Origin of the sequence: Agitococcus lubricus (assembly GCF_003051055.1) — a bacterium.
Classification (GTDB): Bacteria; Pseudomonadota; Gammaproteobacteria; order Pseudomonadales; family Moraxellaceae; genus Agitococcus; species Agitococcus lubricus.
In genome coordinates, this window is record NZ_QAON01000012.1 from 88,171 (window position 1) to 108,128 (window position 19,958).

Annotated in this window: 21 protein-coding genes and 1 other RNA gene; 17 read left to right on the forward strand and 5 right to left on the reverse strand. The window is 43.6% G+C overall.

The features are described from left to right. Positions 1–80: 80 nt before the first annotated feature. Positions 81–1,298 carry a pyridoxal phosphate-dependent aminotransferase gene (locus C8N29_RS12050; RefSeq protein WP_239987146.1) on the reverse strand — a complete coding sequence of 406 codons (1,218 nt, stop codon included), beginning with the start codon at positions 1,296–1,298 and terminating at the stop codon, positions 81–83. A 251-nt stretch (positions 1,299–1,549) separates the two neighbouring features. Here C8N29_RS12050 and msrB point away from each other — a divergent pair, with 251 nt between their 5' ends. Beyond that, complete coding sequence (gene msrB / locus C8N29_RS12055) at positions 1,550–1,945, forward strand: peptide-methionine (R)-S-oxide reductase MsrB (protein WP_107866317.1); 396 nt, start codon at positions 1,550–1,552, stop codon at positions 1,943–1,945. A 73-nt stretch (positions 1,946–2,018) separates the two neighbouring features. Next, positions 2,019–2,498, forward strand: a complete 480-nt coding sequence (locus C8N29_RS12060) for a glutathione peroxidase (RefSeq protein ID WP_107866318.1) — start codon at positions 2,019–2,021, stop codon at positions 2,496–2,498. A gap of 49 nt (positions 2,499–2,547) precedes the next feature. Here the strand turns inward: C8N29_RS12060 and C8N29_RS12065 are convergent, their stop codons facing one another. Further along, on the reverse strand, positions 2,548–3,009 hold the full coding sequence (locus C8N29_RS12065; protein WP_107866319.1) for a flavodoxin family protein: 462 nt from the start codon (positions 3,007–3,009) through the stop codon (positions 2,548–2,550). Positions 3,010–3,018: 9 nt separating this feature from the next. After that, positions 3,019–4,206, reverse strand: a complete 1,188-nt coding sequence (locus C8N29_RS12070) for an acyl-CoA dehydrogenase (protein WP_107866320.1) — start codon at positions 4,204–4,206, stop codon at positions 3,019–3,021. Positions 4,207–4,985: 779 nt separating this feature from the next. Between C8N29_RS12070 and C8N29_RS12075 the strand changes: the two genes are divergently transcribed. Further along, positions 4,986–5,951: a DUF3034 family protein gene (locus C8N29_RS12075; protein ID WP_107866321.1), complete on the forward strand. Its 966-nt coding sequence runs from the start codon at positions 4,986–4,988 to the stop codon at positions 5,949–5,951. 19 nt (positions 5,952–5,970) lie between these two features. Next, positions 5,971–6,429: a group I truncated hemoglobin gene (locus tag C8N29_RS12080; protein ID WP_170106976.1), complete on the forward strand. Its 459-nt coding sequence runs from the start codon at positions 5,971–5,973 to the stop codon at positions 6,427–6,429. 38 nt (positions 6,430–6,467) lie between these two features. Here the strand turns inward: C8N29_RS12080 and C8N29_RS12085 are convergent, their stop codons facing one another. Further along, complete coding sequence (locus C8N29_RS12085) at positions 6,468–6,989, reverse strand: methylated-DNA--[protein]-cysteine S-methyltransferase (protein ID WP_107866323.1); 522 nt, start codon at positions 6,987–6,989, stop codon at positions 6,468–6,470. Positions 6,990–7,087: 98 nt separating this feature from the next. Between C8N29_RS12085 and ffs the strand changes: the two genes are divergently transcribed. Beyond that, positions 7,088–7,183: signal recognition particle sRNA small type (ffs, locus tag C8N29_RS12090), an RNA gene on the forward strand. A 37-nt stretch (positions 7,184–7,220) separates the two neighbouring features. Here ffs and C8N29_RS12095 read toward each other — a convergent pair. Beyond that, positions 7,221–8,057: an SDR family NAD(P)-dependent oxidoreductase gene (locus tag C8N29_RS12095; protein WP_107866324.1), complete on the reverse strand. Its 837-nt coding sequence runs from the start codon at positions 8,055–8,057 to the stop codon at positions 7,221–7,223. A gap of 281 nt (positions 8,058–8,338) precedes the next feature. On the opposite strand from C8N29_RS12095, the gene dnaX reads away from it, so the two are divergent. The 12 genes from dnaX to C8N29_RS12155 all read left to right on the forward strand — a co-directional run bounded on the left by dnaX (position 8,339) and on the right by C8N29_RS12155 (position 19,905). Continuing rightward, entirely contained in the window at positions 8,339–10,081 is a 1,743-nt protein-coding gene (gene dnaX / locus C8N29_RS12100) for a DNA polymerase III subunit gamma/tau (RefSeq protein ID WP_107866347.1), read from the forward strand. Further along, positions 10,078–10,407: a YbaB/EbfC family nucleoid-associated protein gene (locus C8N29_RS12105; protein WP_107866325.1), complete on the forward strand. Its 330-nt coding sequence runs from the start codon at positions 10,078–10,080 to the stop codon at positions 10,405–10,407. The genes dnaX and C8N29_RS12105 overlap by 4 nt, the downstream gene beginning before the upstream one ends. A 70-nt stretch (positions 10,408–10,477) precedes the next feature. Next, positions 10,478–11,074, forward strand: a complete 597-nt coding sequence (recR, locus tag C8N29_RS12110; RefSeq protein WP_107866326.1) for a recombination mediator RecR — start codon at positions 10,478–10,480, stop codon at positions 11,072–11,074. A gap of 316 nt (positions 11,075–11,390) precedes the next feature. Next, a complete protein-coding gene (locus C8N29_RS12115) occupies positions 11,391–12,536 on the forward strand; it encodes an acyl-CoA dehydrogenase family protein (protein WP_107866327.1) in 1,146 nt (381 codons plus the stop codon). Next, the gene (rnd, locus tag C8N29_RS12120) at positions 12,536–13,711 is read left to right on the forward strand and encodes a ribonuclease D (protein WP_107866328.1); all 1,176 of its coding nucleotides are present in this window, start codon (positions 12,536–12,538) and stop codon (positions 13,709–13,711) included. Before C8N29_RS12115 ends, rnd begins: the two co-directional genes overlap by 1 nt. A 16-nt stretch (positions 13,712–13,727) precedes the next feature. Beyond that, positions 13,728–14,024 (forward strand): YcgL domain-containing protein, encoded by a 297-nt coding sequence (locus C8N29_RS12125; RefSeq protein ID WP_107866329.1) that lies wholly within the window; start codon positions 13,728–13,730, stop codon positions 14,022–14,024. A 30-nt stretch (positions 14,025–14,054) separates the two neighbouring features. Then, the gene (locus C8N29_RS12130; RefSeq protein ID WP_107866330.1) at positions 14,055–14,372 is read left to right on the forward strand and encodes a hypothetical protein; all 318 of its coding nucleotides are present in this window, start codon (positions 14,055–14,057) and stop codon (positions 14,370–14,372) included. A gap of 11 nt (positions 14,373–14,383) precedes the next feature. Further along, positions 14,384–15,226, forward strand: coding sequence for an AAA family ATPase (locus C8N29_RS12135; RefSeq protein ID WP_107866331.1), 843 nt, complete (start codon positions 14,384–14,386; stop codon positions 15,224–15,226). A gap of 197 nt (positions 15,227–15,423) precedes the next feature. Next, positions 15,424–16,446: a quinone-dependent dihydroorotate dehydrogenase gene (locus C8N29_RS12140; RefSeq protein WP_107866332.1), complete on the forward strand. Its 1,023-nt coding sequence runs from the start codon at positions 15,424–15,426 to the stop codon at positions 16,444–16,446. Between the two features lie 163 nt (positions 16,447–16,609). Continuing rightward, positions 16,610–17,170 carry a CvpA family protein gene (locus tag C8N29_RS12145; protein WP_107866333.1) on the forward strand — a complete coding sequence of 187 codons (561 nt, stop codon included), beginning with the start codon at positions 16,610–16,612 and terminating at the stop codon, positions 17,168–17,170. A gap of 8 nt (positions 17,171–17,178) precedes the next feature. After that, positions 17,179–18,687 (forward strand): amidophosphoribosyltransferase, encoded by a 1,509-nt coding sequence (gene purF / locus C8N29_RS12150; protein WP_107866334.1) that lies wholly within the window; start codon positions 17,179–17,181, stop codon positions 18,685–18,687. A gap of 18 nt (positions 18,688–18,705) precedes the next feature. Beyond that, the gene (locus C8N29_RS12155) at positions 18,706–19,905 is read left to right on the forward strand and encodes an O-succinylhomoserine sulfhydrylase (protein WP_107866335.1); all 1,200 of its coding nucleotides are present in this window, start codon (positions 18,706–18,708) and stop codon (positions 19,903–19,905) included. Positions 19,906–19,958 lie beyond the last annotated feature (53 nt).

Here is a 19,958-nt window from a genome sequence, read left to right on the forward strand (position 1 = left end):
ATGTAATTTATGACTGATACAAAGCATAAACATCAGCAGTGTAGGGCAAACAGGTCATTTGCCCTACGCTGACTGACGAGTTAATTGTAACGGCTACGATAATTTGCCAAAAAACGCGCTAAACGATTAATCGCTTCTTTAAGTTCGTCAATATGCGGTAAAAATACCACACGGAAATGGTCGGTATGTGGCCAGTTAAAGCCTGTTCCCTGTACCAATAACACCTTTTCGGCTTGTAAGAACTCTAAGATAAAGGCTTGGTCATCTTCGATAGGATAAATAGCGGGGTCTAACTTGGGGAATAAATACAATGCGCCTTCGGGTTTAGTGCAACTGACGCCAGGAATAGCATTTAACATTTGCCATGCAATTTCGCGTTGTTCATATAAACGACCACCTTTACAGATTAAATCATTAATACTTTGATAGCCGCCTAACGCGGTTTGAATCGCAAATTGCGCTTGGACATTGGCACATAAACGCATGGAGGCCAACATATCTAAACCTTCAATATAGTCTTTGGCGGCTTTTTTATTGCCACTGACCATTAACCAGCCTGAGCGAAACCCCGCAACCCGATATGATTTAGATAAACCATTAAAGGTGATACATAACAAATCGTCGCATAAGGTGGCAATTGATGTGTGTTCAGCACCGTCATATAAAATTTTATCGTAGATTTCGTCAGCGAAAATAATTAAGTTATGACGGCGGGCGAGTGCAACAATCCCTTCTAAAATAGGTTTGGGATACACCGCACCTGTGGGGTTATTGGGGTTAATGACTACAATCCCGCGTGTTTGCGGGGTGATTTTGGCTTCAATATCGGCTAAATCAGGATACCAGCCATTATTTTCATCACACAAGTAATGTGTTGGTGAGCCACCAGCTAGCGTCACGGCGGCTGTCCATAACGGGTAGTCTGGCGCAGGAATCAGCATTTCGTCGCCATTGTTGAGTAAAGCCTGCATCGCCATCACAATCAATTCTGAAACGCCATTGCCAATATAAATATCGCCCACATCAACAAATAAACCTTTTTGTTGATAATACTGAACGACGGCTTTACGTGCTGCAAATAAGCCTTTGGAGTCGCAATAACCAATGGCGTTTGGTAAATTGGTAATCACATCCGCTAAAATTTCTTGTGGCGCTTCAAAACCGAATGGCGCAGGATTGCCAATATTCAGTTTGATGATACGATGGCCTTGTTCTTCCATCGCGTTGGCGGCTTTTAACACAGGGCCGCGAATGTCATAGCACACATTTTGTAATTTTGCAGATTTAGCAATTTCCATAGTAACAAACTCATTGATTGAGAATCTAAATACACTGATACGGCAAATATGCCAATAAACACCCCATGTTATGTCGTGAATAGGCATGTAAATGACGCGTTTTTTGAATGATACCGCATTTAGCCCACCTTAGATTCAGTTTAATGGTGGCGCTAGACTGTCGATTCTAACGAAAAAAGCAGACGTGTTCAGTAGGCAAGCGTGCTTTATTTCGCTAAATAAACAAACACAAGGTCATTAGGAGTGAAATGATGAACAACGTGATAAAGTCAGAGAGCGAGTGGCAGGCTGAGTTATCGCCTGAAGAATTTAGAATTTGTCGGCAAAAGGGGACAGAGCGAGCATTCACAGGCCAATATTGGAATTGTCATATCGAAGGAACGTATCTCTGTCGCTGCTGTGGGACGCCCTTATTTGCGTCGCAGACTAAATATGAGTCGGGTTCGGGCTGGCCGAGTTTTTATCAGCCGATTAACCAAGAGGCGATAGCTGAACACCGTGACTTGAGTCATGGCATGATTCGGGTCGAAATTGTTTGTAAACAGTGTGATGCCCATTTAGGCCATGTGTTTCCTGATGGCCCCAAACCAACAGGCTTGAGGTATTGTGTCAATTCGGCGTCTTTGTCTTTGCAGACAAAAGAGTAACATCGCTATTCATTAAAAGTCATGCTATAAGCATGTACGGCATTTGTGTTGACAATTTAATAGGAGTGAAAATATGCCAAGCGTTTATGATTATTCAGCAACAACTATTACAGGCCAAGATAAACCTATTTCAGAATATAAAGGCCAAGTCATTTTGGTGGTTAATACCGCCAGTAAATGCGGTTTTACCCCGCAGTTTAAGGGGCTAGAAGCACTTTACGAAAAGTACAAAGATAAAGGTTTTATTGTTTTAGGCTTTCCGTGCAACCAATTCTTAAATCAAGACCCCGCTAGCAATGAGGAAATTAGTCAGTTTTGCGAACTAAACTATGGGGTGACTTTCCCGATGTTTGCCAAGATTGATGTGAATGGTGATGATACGCACCCGTTATTTAAGCATCTTAAAGATGCTGCGCCTGGTTTGTTGGGGATGAATGCGATTAAATGGAACTTTACCAAGTTTTTGGTTGACCGCAATGGCAATGTCATTGACCGTTATGCGCCACAAACTGCGCCAGAAGATATCGCAAAGGATATTGAGAAATTACTCTAAGCACCGCGCATCTGTTGTATAAAATCTAGCGGTAGTCGAACTGCCGCTACTACCAAATCCCTACCTCTAAACCCGCAGCCATATGCAAGCCCAGCTCCTCAGCTTCCGCTACAAAAGAGGATTGCCATTGGCCGCGCAAGATAACGATATCATGTACAATTTTCCAGCGCAGCCCTGTCAAAATGGTGTTTAATGCCCGTTGTGTGCCTGTCCCATCATGGCCTGCACGAATTAAAATAGCACATGCTAAGCCTTGCTTCTTTTCTAAGACAGGGTAATAACAACGGTCAAAAAAGTCTTTGAGTGCGCCACTCATATAACCCAGATTTTCGGTCGTAAACAAAATAATGCCATCGCAAGCCAGTACATCTTCGGCAGAGGCGTCTAATGCCGATTTATAAACGCAGGCTACATCGACAATATCAGGATGCTGACTCCCTTGCACTAACGCCTCACGCAGTTGTTCGGTGTTTGCAGAAGGGGTATGTCCCACAATCAATAATTGTTTCATAGAAGCTACTTAGGTACTAAACGCTGGGATATCGGTAATCAATCGCCCCAAAATTAAGGCATGAATATCATGCGTGCCTTCATAGGTATTAACAGCTTCTAGGTTCAACATATGGCGAATCACGCCAAAATCATCAGCAATACCATTTCCACCATGCATGTCCCGAGCTTGGCGTGCAATATCCAGTGCTTTGCCTGCATTATTACGTTTAATCAATGAAATCATTTCGGGACTGGCGGTACCGTTGTCTAAGGCGCGACCCACAGTCAGTGCTGCTTGTAAACCGAGTGCAATTTCAGTTTGCATGTCTGCTAATTTCTTTTGAATCAATTGATTAGCGGCCAAAGGGCGACCAAATTGTTTGCGGTCTAAGCTGTATTGGCGTGCGGCTCGAAAACAAAACTCAGCGGCGCCCATTGTTCCCCATGCAATCCCGTAACGGGCACGATTTAGGCACGCAAAAGGTGCAGCAATACTGTTGGCTAATGTTAAGCGTTTTTCTTCGGGAACAAAGACATTGTCTAAAACGATTTCACCAGTAATAGAGGCGCGCAAACTAAATTTACCCTCAATAGTTGGTGTACAGAGGCCTTTACTGCCTTTGTCTACTAAAAAGCCTGCCATTTTGCCATCGTCTTTACGCGCCCATACCACACAGACATCAGCAAGAGGGGCATTAGTAATCCACATTTTAGTCCCATTGAGTAGCCAACCACCCTCCACAGCAGTGGCGCGTGTTTTCATGCTAGCAGGGTCGGAGCCATAATCAGGTTCAGTGAGACCAAAACAGCCCACCCATTCACCAGTGGCTAATTTAGGTAAGTAAAGTTGCTTTTGTTGTTCAGAGCCAAAGGCAGCAATCGGGTACATGACTAAACTGGATTGCACACTCATTGCAGAACGATATCCTGAATCAATTTTTTCAATTTCACGGGCAATTAAACCATAACTGACATAGCTTAAGCCTGCACAGCCATAACCGTCGATGGTACAACCTAAAAAGCCTAAGTCACCCATTTCTCTCAAAATATCGCGGTCAAAAGATTCATGCCGAAATGCATCACGGATTCTGGGTTGCAATTTGTCTTCACAGTAGCGTTGTGCGAGGCTTTGAATTTGTCGTTCTTCAGAACTTAGTTGTTGATTTAATAAAAAAATATCATCCCAAATGCCTTGGGCTAATTGATGGTCTGTCATGTTTATAGCTCGTTGAGGATGGCATATTAATTTTTGGATTATGGTCAGGCTTGCGCAACATGACAAGCCCTAGTAAATCTGTACTCTATTGGTTGTATTTTGGGGATAATCCATTTTTAAGATAACTTGCAAGATAAGGGTAGGCTAATCAGCCTAAATGATTAGGGTCTGTTGACGTTTTGATTGTGGTTGCGAAAGAGACTATTTTTTAGAGGATACGCGGCGTGAATCACGTGATTTGGTGATTCCAAATCAGCGATGAACAACAAAGTAGTCTCAAAAAATAGCTTTTTCCCTGTGGGTTGCGTTAAAAATTGGCTCATTCTACGTGACAAAACTGGCCAATAGAATCACTATTCGCTGCGTTTTGTGCCTTGCCTGAGTCCATTTTTATCAGCAACGCGGCTCACACGCAAAATGTCAATAGACCCTAAGTGGATTATGAAATTTTTACTGTCTATTAGCTTGGAAAATGTGCTATTAACACGTATAAGATTGAGGTTGTCGTGTGTTTGTCAGCGCTTTATAGTCGATATTATAGACTGCATAAAACACGCGTTTAGACGCAGTTGATACGGTGTGTATGCACAATGTGGCTGATAAAAAATCTAGGTCGCCCTTAATAGATATCAACAGACTATGTCATCATAAATAAACCGTGGTCACTGAGTTAATTGACAAAATTAGCTTAGTTGCTGCCTCAAGCTCAGGTTACAAGGATTCTTCACCCACACAGGGAGTTAGCATTTGGGTAATAATTATTATTCAAGGATGCATCTATGCTTACCATGACGCGCTTAACGGCGATGAGTTGCTTAATTTTATGTTATAGCCATACCAGTATTGCATCACCTGTCTCTGCGCCATCTTATCTGTTTGGTGGTTCTAAACTGTTACTGACGGGAGGTGTTAGCCAAATTGAAGGCAGTGCAGGCGGTGGTTTAACCCCGTGGGCAGTGATTGGTGGCGCAGGTACACAAGACCAATTGGGGGCAGCTGCATTTTATACCCGAGTGAATGTCAATGATTATCATTTGGATAGTTATGGTGCACTGTTTGGCCTATACGACAGGTTGGAACTATCAATTAGCCAACAGCGTTTTGATACAGGTGCACCAGGTGTGGCCGTTCGCGGATTATTGGGCGTGTCTACAGATGATGCATTTGCCTTACAGCAAACGATTTACGGTCTTAAACTGCGTGTCATGGGTGACGCCATTTTAGACCAAGACCGTTGGCTGCCCCAGATTTCTGTGGGGATGCAACATAAAGAAACTAATAGCACCACTGAAACAGTCGCAAAAGCCGTGGGTGCCGATTCGGGTAAAGGTACCGATATTTATCTGAGCGCTACCAAATTATATTTGGCGCAAAGTATCTTAACTAATCTCACCTTACGGGCGACTAAAGCCAATCAGTTTGGTTTATTAGGCTTTGGTGGCGATAAAAATAATCGTTATCAAATGCAAGTTGAAGGCTCTATTGCCTACTTATTGCGTAATAATTTGGCGATTGGTGCAGAGTTTAGAACCAAACCTGATAATTTAGGCTTTAGTTTATCAGGGCAACGGGTGTTAGCAGAAGAGGATGCCTTTGATGTGTTTATGGCCTATGCCTTGTCAAAAAATAATGCCATTACCTTAGCTTATGTTGACCTTGGACAGATTGTCAGTTATGCCTCAACGGCGGTGGGTGGTTCTAAAACACAACGTGGTTTTTATTTGTCAACACAATACAGTTTTTAACACCAGAGGGAGCATACAAATGATGAGATTAAAACGATTAGGTGTCATGGCCTGCTTATTGTGTTCGCCTTTATCGGTCATGGCTGATGCCCAGCGTGAAATTCCACTGTGTTGTCAAGGCGATAACCGCGTTTTTTTGGCATTTGGCGAGCGAGAGGGCATACAGCAAGTGATGCAAGTGTTTATGCGTAAGCTGATGGCTGATGAACGTATGCGGCCATTTTTTCAGGATAGTGATAGAGCAAAATTAGTTGAGCATCTAACTGACCAGCTTTGTGTGGTGATGGGGGGTGGTTGTCAATATCAAGGGCGGACGATGGCGGAGTCACATCAAGGGCAAGTGATTAAACGGGAGCATTTTAATGCCTTAGTGGCACACTTACAGTCGGCAATGGATGAGCGTCAGATACCAACACAAGCACAGCATAAGGTATTAGCTGTGCTTGCGCCCATGTATCGGCAACTTGAAACACAATAAAAGTATCTGCAGGGTTGACGACACAACTTCAACAGCCCCTAGTATGATGATTTAGTTTTGCTATAAAAACCCTCATGGCGTAATAACCATTCTTTACGCCATAACGCACCACTGTAACCTCCCAGTTGGCCATTACTATTAATCACACGGTGACAAGGAATGACGAGAGGGATGGGGTTTTTACTGTTGGCCATGCCAATTGCACGTTGACTTTGGGGATGATGCAGTTGCTGTGCTAACTGTTTATATGACCATGCGTCACCGACAGGAATCTGACGTAAGCCATGCCAAACACCTTGTTGGAAAGCAGTTCCTTGTGTATGCACACGGATTTGATTTAAGACACTGAGTTCGCCCGCGAAATAATCTTGCAAATGTTGGCGAATGGGCGTGCTCAGTTCACCATCCTCAAAATGAGCCTGATGGGCATATTTATCACGTTGTGCCAAAAAACGTTCAGGAAACTCAACAAAATCGAGCGCATATAATATGTCGTTTGCGTGTGCTAAATACAGCAATCCTAGTGGGCTAGATAAAGTACTTGTATAAATAGTGCTCATATTGTGTTAAATCCCTGTTCCAAAAGGTAAAATAGTAGCCTATACTACGCGTCCGCTTACAGAGCTTGTCTGCTCTCAAGCGCGCGTTATGGTGACTCTATCGGTTTCCTCGCAACGCTAAGTAGTAAACCCCGCCAGGACCGGAAGGTAGCAACGGTAACTATGATGCGTGTGCCGAGGGTGAGCTGGTAGAGTCACCACCTTAAATCTCCTGTCTGTACTTTTCTCAAATTACAGTGCTTCTACTTGGCATAAGCCTGCACTGACTTCATACAATTTCAATGCTAAATCTTCATTACGTGCGCGTGGCGACATTAACACGGGTTCGCCTTTGCTAAAATGTTTGCCTGTGCTATCACTTAAGTGCGGTGCGGTTGCTAACAGCACGGCTGTACGTGCACCTTCTTCGGGAGCAGCCAAAAATGGTTTAACGGTGAGATAGGCTGCACGCGGTAAGTTAAAATATATTTCTTGGGGTGTGCCGCCAGGATGAAAAGTATTACTGGTGATTTTGGTGCGTCGTAAACGACGTGCTAACTCATTACTAAATAATAAAATGGCTAATTTGGATTGCGCATAAGCACGAATGGGGTCGTAAAACTTTTCACCATGAAAACTACCAAAGTCTATTCCGCCTAACCAGTGCATCATCGAGGAGGTATGTACAATCCGTGCGCGGCCTGCCTCATTCAAGACATCTAACAACAGTTGTGTTAATAAAAAATGACCTAAATAATTAGCCCCAAATTGTAGCTCAAAACCATCACGCGTTTTTTGTTTGGTCAGTGGTGCTAGGCTAGCATTGTTAATTAAGACATCTATTTGGTCATATTCGCGTTGTAGTTTATCGGCAAACAGGCGAATTGAAGAAAAAGAGGCGAGGTCTAGGGCCATGTTTTTGACACTGGCGCGTGGAAAAGCGGTTTTAATATCTTGGCAAAGTTGATTGCCTTCGTCTAAATCACGACATGTGAATAGCACTTTGTGACCTTGTGCAGCCAATGCCCGTGCCGTTGCTGCACCGACACCACTTTCACCACCTGTAATTAAAATCGTCTTAGTTTTCATCAATATTCGGTCTTAAAGGACAGTTCCATAGATTATCTGTTTGTGGGCTGTTACACTGTTTTAATTGTAAATATGCTTGCACATAGCGCAATTTATAAAAATTATTTTATCATCCACAACAGGACAACATCAGTAAATACATTTGTTGTGCTTCATCATAGCGAGAAGCAACATAGAACACTATAACATTCTGTGTGGACGGATTAAAATAATCTTGCTGTTAACTACTAAGTGATGTCTGTCATCTGACTATTTAAGCGTATTGGGTGCCTGTAAAAACCATGAGTTACCAAGTCTTAGCCCGTAAGTATCGCCCCAAAAACTTCGCTGAATTAGTGGGGCAAGAACACGTTGCCCGCGCTTTAAGTAATGCCTTAATACAAAATCGTTTACACCATGCTTATTTATTTACAGGTACGCGAGGCGTAGGTAAAACCACCATCGCTCGCATTTTAGCCAAATGCTTAAATTGTGAAACGGGTATTAGCGCACAGCCATGTGGGGTGTGTCAGAGCTGCCAAGAAATCAACCAAGGGCGTTATATTGATTTAATTGAAATTGATGCGGCCAGTAATACGGGTGTTGATGATGTACGCGAAGTGATTGAAAACGCACAATATATGCCTTCGCGAGGTCAATATAAGGTCTATTTAATTGATGAAGTGCACATGCTATCAAAGGCAGCATTTAATGCGCTCTTAAAAACACTCGAAGAACCACCAGCCCATGTTAAATTTTTATTGGCGACAACTGACCCACAAAAAATTCCAGTCACTGTGTTGTCGCGTTGTTTGCAATTTGCTCTCAAACCCATGTCACCCGAACGAGTAGTGACACACTTACAGTCTGTGTTACAACAGGAAACGATAAATTTCGAAATGGGCGCATTGTGGGAGCTAGGCCGTGCGGCCAATGGTTCGATGCGAGATGCTTTATCCCTCACAGACCAAGCAATCGCCTTTGGACAAGGGGCGTTGCTAGAGTCCGAAGTGAGAGACATGTTGGGGAGTATTGATAGACAGTTGGTCTATCAGGTGTTGACGGCTATTCATACGGGAGATGCCAGCCACGTTCTGCATGTTATTCAGCAATTGGCCGAGCAAAGCGTGGATTTTCAAGGTGCATTAGCAGCATTGATTAGTTATTTGCATCGTATTGCTTTGGCTCAGTTATTACCCGATGCCATAGACAATAGTGAAGGTGATAAAGACCACGTGCTAGCATTGGCAGATGACATTAGTCCAGAAGATATACAGCTTTATTATCAAATTGCTTTACATGGTCGTCGAGATTTACCCTTAGCCATCACGCCAAGGCAAGGTTTTGAAATGTGCTTGCTACGCATGTTGACCTTTAAGCCTGTGCCAACCAAGCCGACAGGTTTAGCCAAAAGCCAACACAGTGCCTCTGCCGCGTTAGCGCAGGTTAAAGCCAGTTTACCTAAAGCGAGTCATGCTGTGCCTTCAGCATCATTAGCTGTACGTGCACAAGAAACACAGACCGTCGTGAGTACCGTGCTTGCCAACCCTGTCAGTGTGGCTTCGGTTGCAAGTCTTGAGAGTGACCTGCCAGCGCCTGTCACTCCGACCACTACAGCAACCATTCTGCCTTTTCAACCCGCACCCGTCCCCGAGGTATTATGGACACCGCAGCGCTGGTATGCGTGGGTGATGAAGAGTGGTTTGACGGGTATGGTACTAACACTCGCCAAACATGCTTTGTTACAGGGACAGCAGCAAGGAGTCGCAGTACTGGAAGTATCACCACGTTATGATGTGCTGGTGACACAATCTTACGACACGCTCAAAGCGCGTGTTTTGCAAGATTTTCCTAAATTAGAGTTACAATTAACTTTAGTAGAACCAGTCGCGGAAACACCGCTTCAGATAGAGGAACGTTTGTTGGCAGAATTAAAACAACGTGCCGAGCAAGAATTTTTAGCCGACCCAACAGTAAAGGCTTTAATACATACCTTTAACGCACACCTTGTGCCAGACTCTTTAATCGTAGGAGATAAACGATGAATATTAATGCCCTTATGCAGCAGGCGCAAAAAATGCAAGAGCAAATGCAAAAGCAAATGCAAAAAGCGCAAGAAGAATTGGCTAATACCGAAGTGCAAGGTGAATCAGGCGCAGGTTTAGTCAAAATTACGATGACTGGTAAACATGATGTTAAACGTGTCGTCATTAGTCCTGAATTAATGCAAGAAGATAAGGAAATTTTAGAAGATTTAATCGCTGCTGCGGTCAATGATGCGGTACGTAAAGCAGAAGCCTTATCGCAAGAGAAATTATCAGGTGCAACTTCAGGCTTAGGCCTACCCCCTGGTTTTAAGATGCCATTCTAAGTATGCCTATCAGAAAATACGTCCTAAGAGCGTATTTTCTGCCTGACCACACAGATTATTGATAATCGCTATGTTTAGTCCTCTTGTTGCTGAATTGATTCAAGGTTTGCGCGTATTACCTGGTGTTGGGCCTAAATCGGCGCAACGTATGGCGTTGTATTTGTTAGAGCGTAATAGGCAAGGTGCGCAACAACTGGCAGATGTCTTGGCACGCGCTATGTTAGACGTGCAACACTGCGAATCTTGCCGAACCTTCAGCGAACAAAGCCTCTGCCAATTATGTGCAAGTACCGCCCGCGATACACAATTATTGTGTGTGGTGGAATCACCTGCGGATATTTTAGCCATTGAGCAAAGTGGCAGTTTTAACGGTTTATATTTTGTATTGGGAGGACATTTGTCGCCCATCGACGGTATTGGCCCGCATGAGTTGGGGATACCGCAACTGATAAACCGCTTAAAAAATAAAGAAGTGACGGAACTTATTTTGGCTACCAATGCCACGGTCGAAGGCGAGGCAACAGCACATTACATTCGTGAATCTAGTAAGGTCTTTGGTGTCAAAGTCAGCCGTATTGCACACGGCGTACCCTTAGGTGGCGAGCTAGAAACGGTAGATAGCCATACCTTGGCACGCGCGCTCAATCAACGTCAACGTTATGCCTAACCGTGCTCGTCAATGTGATAGATAACTAAAAGCTCCAGCGATATGTGGTTCATCGTTTGTGTGGCATACCAAATCACACGCTTCACACCTTGTATTCTCTAAAAAATAATGACTTTTGCAAGCACAATAAAAACGTCAACAGACATCATCTTATTTAATTTACCATACAATTGTACAAAAAATACCAAGCAATCGCTTGGTTGTTTTTTGAAAATATGCCAGTATTGTCTGACGTAAAAGCCGCGTATTTGGACTTGCGCCATACCACCCGAAGTCCTGAGCGAAACTTAATTTTTAATCAAGGCACTATCTCATCATGTCACTCTATACTGCGTATTTTAATGAAACCCACCAACAAGTTCGCTTAACAGCACGTAAATTTGTTGACCAACACATCCGTCCTTATATCAATGACTGGGAAGAAGCGGGGACTTTTCCGCGTGAGTTATATCTGTTAGCAGGTGAAGCAGGATTATTAGGTATTGACCATCCCGAAGATTTGGGGGGCAGTGGTAGTGATATTTTTATGAAAATTGCCGCTAGTGAAGAAATTATGCGCGCAGGTTCTGGTGGGTTAGCCGCCAGTTTAGGTTCTTTAGATATTGGTTTACCACCCATCGAAAACTGGGGTAGCCAAGAGATGAAAGCGCGTATTGTACCGAGTGTACTCAGCGGTCAAAAAATTGCGGCTTTAGCCATCACCGAACCATCGGGTGGCTCTGATGTCGCGAATCTTAAAACGCGAGCTGTCAGCGAAGGGGATTATTATCGAGTCAATGGCAGTAAAACCTTTATTACTTCAGGACATCGTGCCGATTATTACACGGTCGCTGTGCGTACAGGCGGTGAGGGATATGGCGGGATTAGTTTATTGTTAATTGAGCGTGAACGTGCAGGCTTTTCCGTAGGACAACCCTTAAAAAAGATGGGTTGGTGGGCAAGTGATACCGCAGAATTGTTCTTTGATGATGTTTTAGTACCAAAATCTAACTTAATAGGTGCTGAAAATGCAGGATTCTTTGTTATCATGAGTAACTTTCAAAAAGAACGCTTAAACTTAGCCGTCATGGCAAATATGACAGCGCAATTAGCACTAGAAGAATGTTTAAGCTATGTACAGCAGCGTGTTGCCTTTGGTAAACCCCTCGCTAAAATGCAGGTTATTCGTCATAAACTTGCGGATATGGCCACAGAGCTTGAGGCTAGCCGAGAATTCACGTATCGTGTAGCGGCACAGATTGCGGACGGTATCCCTGCGGTTAAAGAGGTATCGATGGCTAAAAACTTTGCGACGCAAGTCAGTGATAAGTTAACCTACGAAGCAGTACAAATATTTGGCGGTATGGGTTTTATGCGCGCAAGTTTAGTTGAGCGCCTATATCGAGATAATCGAATTTTATCAATTGGTGGCGGCACCCATGAAATTATGAATGAGGTGATTGCCAAACAACTGGGATTGTGATGAGCTGGGAATTAATAACCGATCAACGCCGTTTTAATGAGTTATTAACAACGTGGGCAAGTGCAGAGGTACTTGCCCTCGATACTGAATTTATTCGGGTCAATACCTTTAATCCGCAAACAGCGTTAATACAATTAAATATTAATCAATCAATTTATTTAATCGACCCGATTGCCTTAGATACCAAGGCCATGGGGACAGTGTTTGCTAATCAAAATAGCCTAAAAATTTTACATGCCTGTTCCGAAGACATCGAAGTTTTTTATCATCAATACCCGCAACATAAAATTAGTCATATTTTTGATACCCAAGTTGGTTTAGCTTTTTTGGGCTATGGTTTACAGGTCGGGTATCAAAAAGCCTTAAAAGAATGCCTGAATATCGAAATTAGCAAGGCGGAAACACGCTCAGATTGGTTGGCTCGTCCACTGTCCCCCGAACAACTGCAATATGCGGCCTCAGATGTTGAACATTTGCCCAAGTTATATCAGTTTGTGGTCGAACGTTTAGCGGCGCGCAATTTATTGTCCTATTGTCAGCAAGACTGCCAACAAATGTTGGTAGAGGCATCAGAGTCGCCTGTCTTAAAAAGTATTTATCAACAGTTTAGTAATGCATGGCAATTTAATCGTCGGCAATTATCGTTGTTACAAATGCTAGCCATTTGGCGTGAAGGCTCAGCGCGTATTCATAATATCCCTAGAACCTTTGTGCTCAAAAATCATACCTTATTGGCGATTGTGCAAGAGGCGCCACAAACGCTTGCCCGTTTGGCACGTATCCAAGATTTGCACCCCCGTACGTATCAAAAACATGGAGCGATGATTTTAGAAATTGTCAAACAAGCGAATGATAAAACAGACGCACAATGTCCACCGCTATTGCCTTTACCTTTGCCTAAACAAGCAAAAGGGTTATTTGACCAATTAAGACAAACCACAGAGCAAGTCGCACACGCCCATCAGATTCCTGCGGATGTCCTATTGCGTAAACGCTGGTTAGACAGTTTAGTGCTCGGCTATATTGACGATGGCGAGGCGTTAGTACTGCCTTCAGCTTTAACAGGCTGGCGTTATGAGATATTGACGCAGCCTCTATTGCAAATATTAGCCAGTCAGCAGTCACAACTGTTAAAATGGCGAGATTATCGTCATCGTCGTACGATGACAGTCTGACGCCAGCGAGTTTAAGATGAGTCAAAAACCAGAAGTATGCAATATTTACAAAAGTCTTAAAAAAGATGAAATGTATTTGTATGTACGTAAAGCAGAGGGCTTTAGTCGTGTCCCGCCCGTGTTGTTGTCAATGTTTGGCACACCAAAATTATTTGGTACACTGTTGTTAACCCCCGAGAAAAAACTCGCACGGGCAGACGTTGCGTTAGTATTGTCGGATATTGCGGAAAAAGGCTTTTATTTACAAATGCCACCCCCGCGCGAAGACTACATGCTGGATTTATATCGTCCTGATGAGAGTAAATATCAGTAAGCCTTTTTTCTCTAGTAAATGGTATAGCCTGTGTTTAGTTATCTTATTGCTTGGATTGTTTATATTGTCAGTGTATATGCGTTGTTTAAACTCTATCATCGAAGTTTAGCGACCTATTTGCCTGAGTCCGTTAGGCCAGTACTTGGTTTATTATTTTTAACGATGATGCTCACACCGTGGCCAATTGACAGTGAAACGTGGATACTTGCGCCTGCAATTGTAGCGAGTCTATTTCATTTACTATCGGGCTTTACGGTGGCGGCATTAAAAAGTTTGTTTCCGATACTTGTGGTCTCTAGCCTGTCCTGTTTTGTGGCATGGTGGATGTCTCGCAAGCGTTCATTTTGAGGATATTCCCTATGCGTTTTGCTGGTACAGAGGCTTATGTTGCCACCGATGACTTAACGTTGGCAGTTAATGCCTCCATTCAACTTCAAAAACCTTTATTGATTAAAGGCGAGCCAGGTACAGGCAAAACCTTGTTAGCAGAGCAAGTCGCTTCTTCTTTGGGGCTTAAACTCATTCAATGGCACATTAAATCCACCACCAAAGCCCAACAAGGCTTGTATGAATATGATGCTGTTTCGCGTCTGCGCGATTCACAGTTAGGTGATAATCGTGTGTTTGATATCAATAACTACATCAAAAAAGGCAAGCTATGGGAAGCCTTTGCGAGTGAAGAGCGCGTAGTCTTATTGATTGATGAAATTGATAAAGCAGATATTGAGTTTCCTAATGATTTGCTCACCGAATTAGATAAAATGGAGTTTTTTGTCTATGAAACGGGTGAAACCATTAAGACCAAACACCGTCCGATTGTGATTATTACCTCCAATAATGAAAAAGATTTACCTGACGCATTTTTACGTCGTTGTTTCTTTCATTATATTGTCTTTCCTGATGCCGATACGATGAAGAAAATCGTTGGGGTTCATTATCCTGCTATTCAGCAAAGTTTGGTTAAAGAAGCACTGGATATATTTTTTGATTTACGTAAAGTACCAGGCCTCAAAAAACGTCCATCGACTTCAGAACTGATAGATTGGTTGAAGTTATTGATGTCTGACGATATGCCAGAGGACGTACTCCGTAACCGCGATACACGCAGTGCAATTCCACCGTTACACGGTGCTTTATTAAAAAACGAACAAGATGTACATTTGCTGGAACGCTTAGCGTTTATGAGTCGCCGTAATAGCTAAATCTGTTTCAAAGGGCATCTCCTCGGTGCCCTTTGCCTCTATAGAGGCAGTCTATAGATTAAACAGTCAGCATTCGTACAGCGTAGACCATCTTTTTTACACTTTTTGCCGATAAAATGAGCTAATTAAACACATAGCACAGAGTCAGTGCCTTAAAATGTGTATAATTCGCGCCTTGCGATTTGCAACGGTGTATTATGTTTTATCCGCTCATTCGACAGCTCTTATTTCGTTTATCTCCCGAAGCCTCTCACCATGCGGCTCTACGCAGTTTAGCCATTAGTCAAAAACTAGGTCTCTCTTCATTGGTTTATCGTACACCACAGGCACCTGTGCGTGTGATGGGAATTGATTTTCCTAATCCTGTGGGGTTGGCCGCAGGACTGGACAAAAATGGTGACTATATTGATGCCTTAGCCGCTTTAGGTTTTGGTTTTATTGAGATTGGCACCATCACACCGCGCCCGCAAGCAGGTAATCCTCAGCCGCGTTTATTTCGTTTACCCGAGGCACAAGCGATTATCAACCGTATGGGCTTTAATAATTTGGGCGTAGAGCACTTAGTTAACCAAGTTAAAAAGGCGAAGTTTGAAGGGGTGCTCGGTATCAATATTGGTAAAAACTTTGATACGCCTGTCGAAAATGCTGCTGACGATTATATTTACTGTTTAGAACGTGTCTACGAATATGCGGACTATGTCACTGTCAATATTTCATCCCCTAATACCCAAGGCTTACGTTCTTTACAAACAGGTAGCGCTTTTAGTGATTTGTTACAGCAATTAAAAAACACGCAACAGCGCTTGGCCGAGCAGCATGGTTTTTATGTGCCCTTAGCCGTCAAAATTGCACCTGATTTGCAAGATGAAGACATTGAATACATTGCTGAACAGTTAGTCGATTACGAAATTGATGCGGTAATTGCTACGAATACCACCATTGGTCGTTCAGGTATTGAAAGTTTAAGTCTAGCCAATGAAGCAGGGGGCTTGAGTGGTAAGCCCTTAAAATCTCTCGCTAATTATACTTTAGCGCGTTTGTGTCAAGCCTTAGATGGACGTATTCCTGTGATAGGCGTAGGTGGCATTATGGATGGTGCGAGTGCGGCCGACAAAATATTGGCGGGTGCAAGTTTGGTACAAGTATATACGGGCTTCATTTATGCAGGGCCACAGTTAATAGCGGATTCTGTACAGGCTATTCAAGCAGTACAGGCATAAACCATGAGATGCGCTAAAAATAGTCAGCATTTAGCAGGTTGTGGAGTGACTCGACCCAAGGATGGCTTAAAAGCTGCAAAAATAGGCCGTAAATGTCTGTTTAATAGCAAGTGATTTGCTACAATAGCGCACCTAAACCTCATCTGCTACGCAAGCAACTTTTATGCCTTTAGCCGATATTATTATTCTGATTGTTATCGCCTTTTCGTTGTGGAAAGGTCTAAGTCGTGGTTTGGTACGTGAGGCCATGGCACTCATGGGCTGGCTTGTCGGTTTAGTATTAGCCATTAACGGGTATGAACGTTTTGCAACGGTGTTAGCACCTTTTATTCAAACACCTTCTTTACAAAAAGCCGCTGCTTTTGTGATGTTATGCTTGGGCATGGTGGTATTGAGTTATTTAATCGCCTTAATGCTAGAAAAGTTACTAAAAGCCTTAGCTTTAGGCCCCGCCGATAAATTGATGGGCGCAATGTTCGGTGTGGTGCGCGGCGTGTTAATCGTCTTGTTGGCCATTGGTTTGTTAGCGCCATTTTTACAGCAAGATACGTGGTGGCATGAAGCCAGTTTACCAAATACCTTATTACCGTATGTGCCTGTTGCTCATCAGTTAACCGATGAGATAAAACAACATATTCGGCAAGATTTGCCCAAAATCAAGGTGCAACTTCCTAATCCACAGACCCAACCGTCGGTTGAGTCGAGTAAAAGCTCGTTACATTGAGGTGTATTATGTGCGGTATCGTCGGCATTGCCGGTAAGTCGCCAGTCAATCAAGAACTTTATGACGCATTGACCGTGTTACAGCATCGGGGTCAAGATGCGGCAGGGATTGTGACAGTCCAAGATGGGCGTTTGTTTTTACGCAAAGACAATGGCATGGTGCGGGATGTGTTTCATACCCGTCACATGTTGCGTTTGATTGGTAATTTTGGTATTGGTCATGTCCGTTATCCGACTGCAGGGTCGTCTAGCTCAGCGGAAGCACAGCCTTTTTATGTGAATTCACCTTATGGAATCACCTTGGCGCATAACGGTAATTTAACCAATGCGCATGATATTGCTAAGGATTTATTTCGTACCGATTTGCGCCATATTAATACCGACTCCGATTCCGAAGTCTTACTCAATGTATTTGCTCACGAATTACAAGACTTAGGCAAATTACAGCCCACAGAAGACGATATTTTTAAGGCAGTGGCCGCCGTACATCAGCGTTGTCGTGGTGCTTATGCGGTAGTAGCCATGATTACAGGTTATGGTTTATTGGGTTTTAGAGACCCGCACGGTATTCGTCCCATTATTTATGGCGAACGTGAAACCCCAAATGGCAAAGAGTACATTATTGCCTCAGAATCTGTTGCAATTACCTCTTTAGGTTATCAAGTCGTGCGTGACTTAGCACCAGGTGAAGCGATTTTTATCAATAACGAAGGCCAGCTCTTTACGCGACAATGTGCACAGGCCACAACGTTTGCCCCGTGTATTTTTGAATATGTCTATTTTGCTCGTCCAGATTCTAGAATAGATAATATTTCTGTCTATAAATCGCGTTTGCGTATGGGCGAAAAACTAGCGGCTAAAATTAAACGTGAATGGGGCGAAAATCACGGTATTGATGTCGTCATTCCCATTCCAGACACGAGCCGTACGGCAGCCTTAGAGTTAGCGAACAACTTAAATGTGAAGTATCGCGAAGGTTTTATGAAAAACCGTTACATTGGCCGTACGTTTATCATGCCAGGTCAAAGTCAGCGTAAGAAGTCTGTCCGTCAAAAATTAAGCCCAGTTGAGTTAGAGTTTAAGGGGAAAAATGTACTCTTAGTTGACGACTCTATTGTGCGGGGGACAACCTGTAAAGAAATTATTCAAATGGCGCGTGATGTCGGCGCGCGTAAAGTATTTTTTGCCTCAGCCGCACCGCCAGTACGTTATCCAAATGTCTATGGCATTGATATGCCTGCTAAAGGTGAGTTGATTGCACACGGTCACACCGAACAAGAGGTCTGTGATTTGATTGGTGCGGATGGCTTAATCTATCAAGATTTAGACGATTTAATTGCCTCTGCGCGTGAAGGCAATCCCGAAATTACCCGTTTTGACTGTTCGGTGTTTAACGGTGAATATGTGACGGGCGATATTGATGACGCGTATTTAGAACGTCTAGAACGCTCACGCAATGACGGTGCTAAACGTAAAATTGAAAATGTCACGATTGACTTGCCCAATGTACAGGGCTAAGAACGAAGGAAACTCACTATGTCTATTTTACCGCAAGAGTTATGGGACGATTTGGCCTTTGATACACTTGCTGTGCGTGCGGGGATGACGCGTACGCAAGAAGGAGAACATAGTGAAGCCTTGTTTTTGACTTCGTCTTTTGCCTTTGGTAGTGCGGCACAAGCAGCAGCACGTTTTGGCGGTACAGAAGCAGGGAATATTTATTCGCGTTTTACCAATCCAACGGTACGCACCTTTGAAGAGCGTTTAGCGGCTCTCGAAGGCGCGGAGCGTGCGGTTGCCACAAGTTCAGGCATGGCGGCAATTTTAGCGACTGCACTAGCATTTCTCAGTGCAGGCGACCATGTTGTTTGTTCACGCGCCGTCTTTGGTACAACCAATGTCTTATTTGAAAAATATTTAAAAAAATTTGGTGTGCAAACGACGTTTGTGAGTTTGACGGATATTAATGAATGGCAAGCAGCGATTCAGCCTAAGACGAAACTGTTCTTTTTAGAAACGCCCAGTAATCCTTTGTGTGAAGTTGCAGATATTGCAGCTTTAGCCGCACTTGCCCGTCAACATCATATTTTATTGGCCGTTGATAATTGTTTTTGTACCCCCGCCTTGCAAAAGCCGTTGGCCTTGGGCGCAGATTTGGTTATACATTCGGCAACTAAGTATTTAGATGGTCAAGGCCGTGCCTTAGGTGGTGCTGTTGTGGGTAGCCATAAACTCTTAGAAGAAGTGTATGGGGTGATTCGTACCTGTGGCCCTTCGCTGAGTGCATTTAATGCATGGATATTCTTAAAAGGCTTAGAAACCTTACGTTTGCGGATGGAAGCCCACTCTGCCAATGCCTTGGCTTTAGCAACATGGTTAGTTGAACAACCTCAAGTCGTAGCGGTGAATTATACGGGCTTGCCCAGTCACCCTCAGCACCAGTTAGCAGCACAACAACAACGTGCTTTTGGCGGTGTTTTATCCTTCGTCGTACAGGGCGAGCGTGAAGGGGCATGGCGTTTTATTGATGGCACTCAAGTCATGTCGATTACCGCAAATTTAGGCGATGCCAAAACAACAATTACCCATCCCGCATCGACTACACACGGGCGTTTAAGTCCAGAAGCCAAAGCCGCCGCAGGTATTACGGAAGGTTTAATTCGGATTGCGGTCGGGTTGGAAGATATTGCCGACCTCAAAGCCGATTGCGAGCGTGGCTTTGCTAACATGGGTTAGACCACTTTTGATGTCAGTTGACCGTGTTTGAAACAGGGTCAACGTGTTTTCAA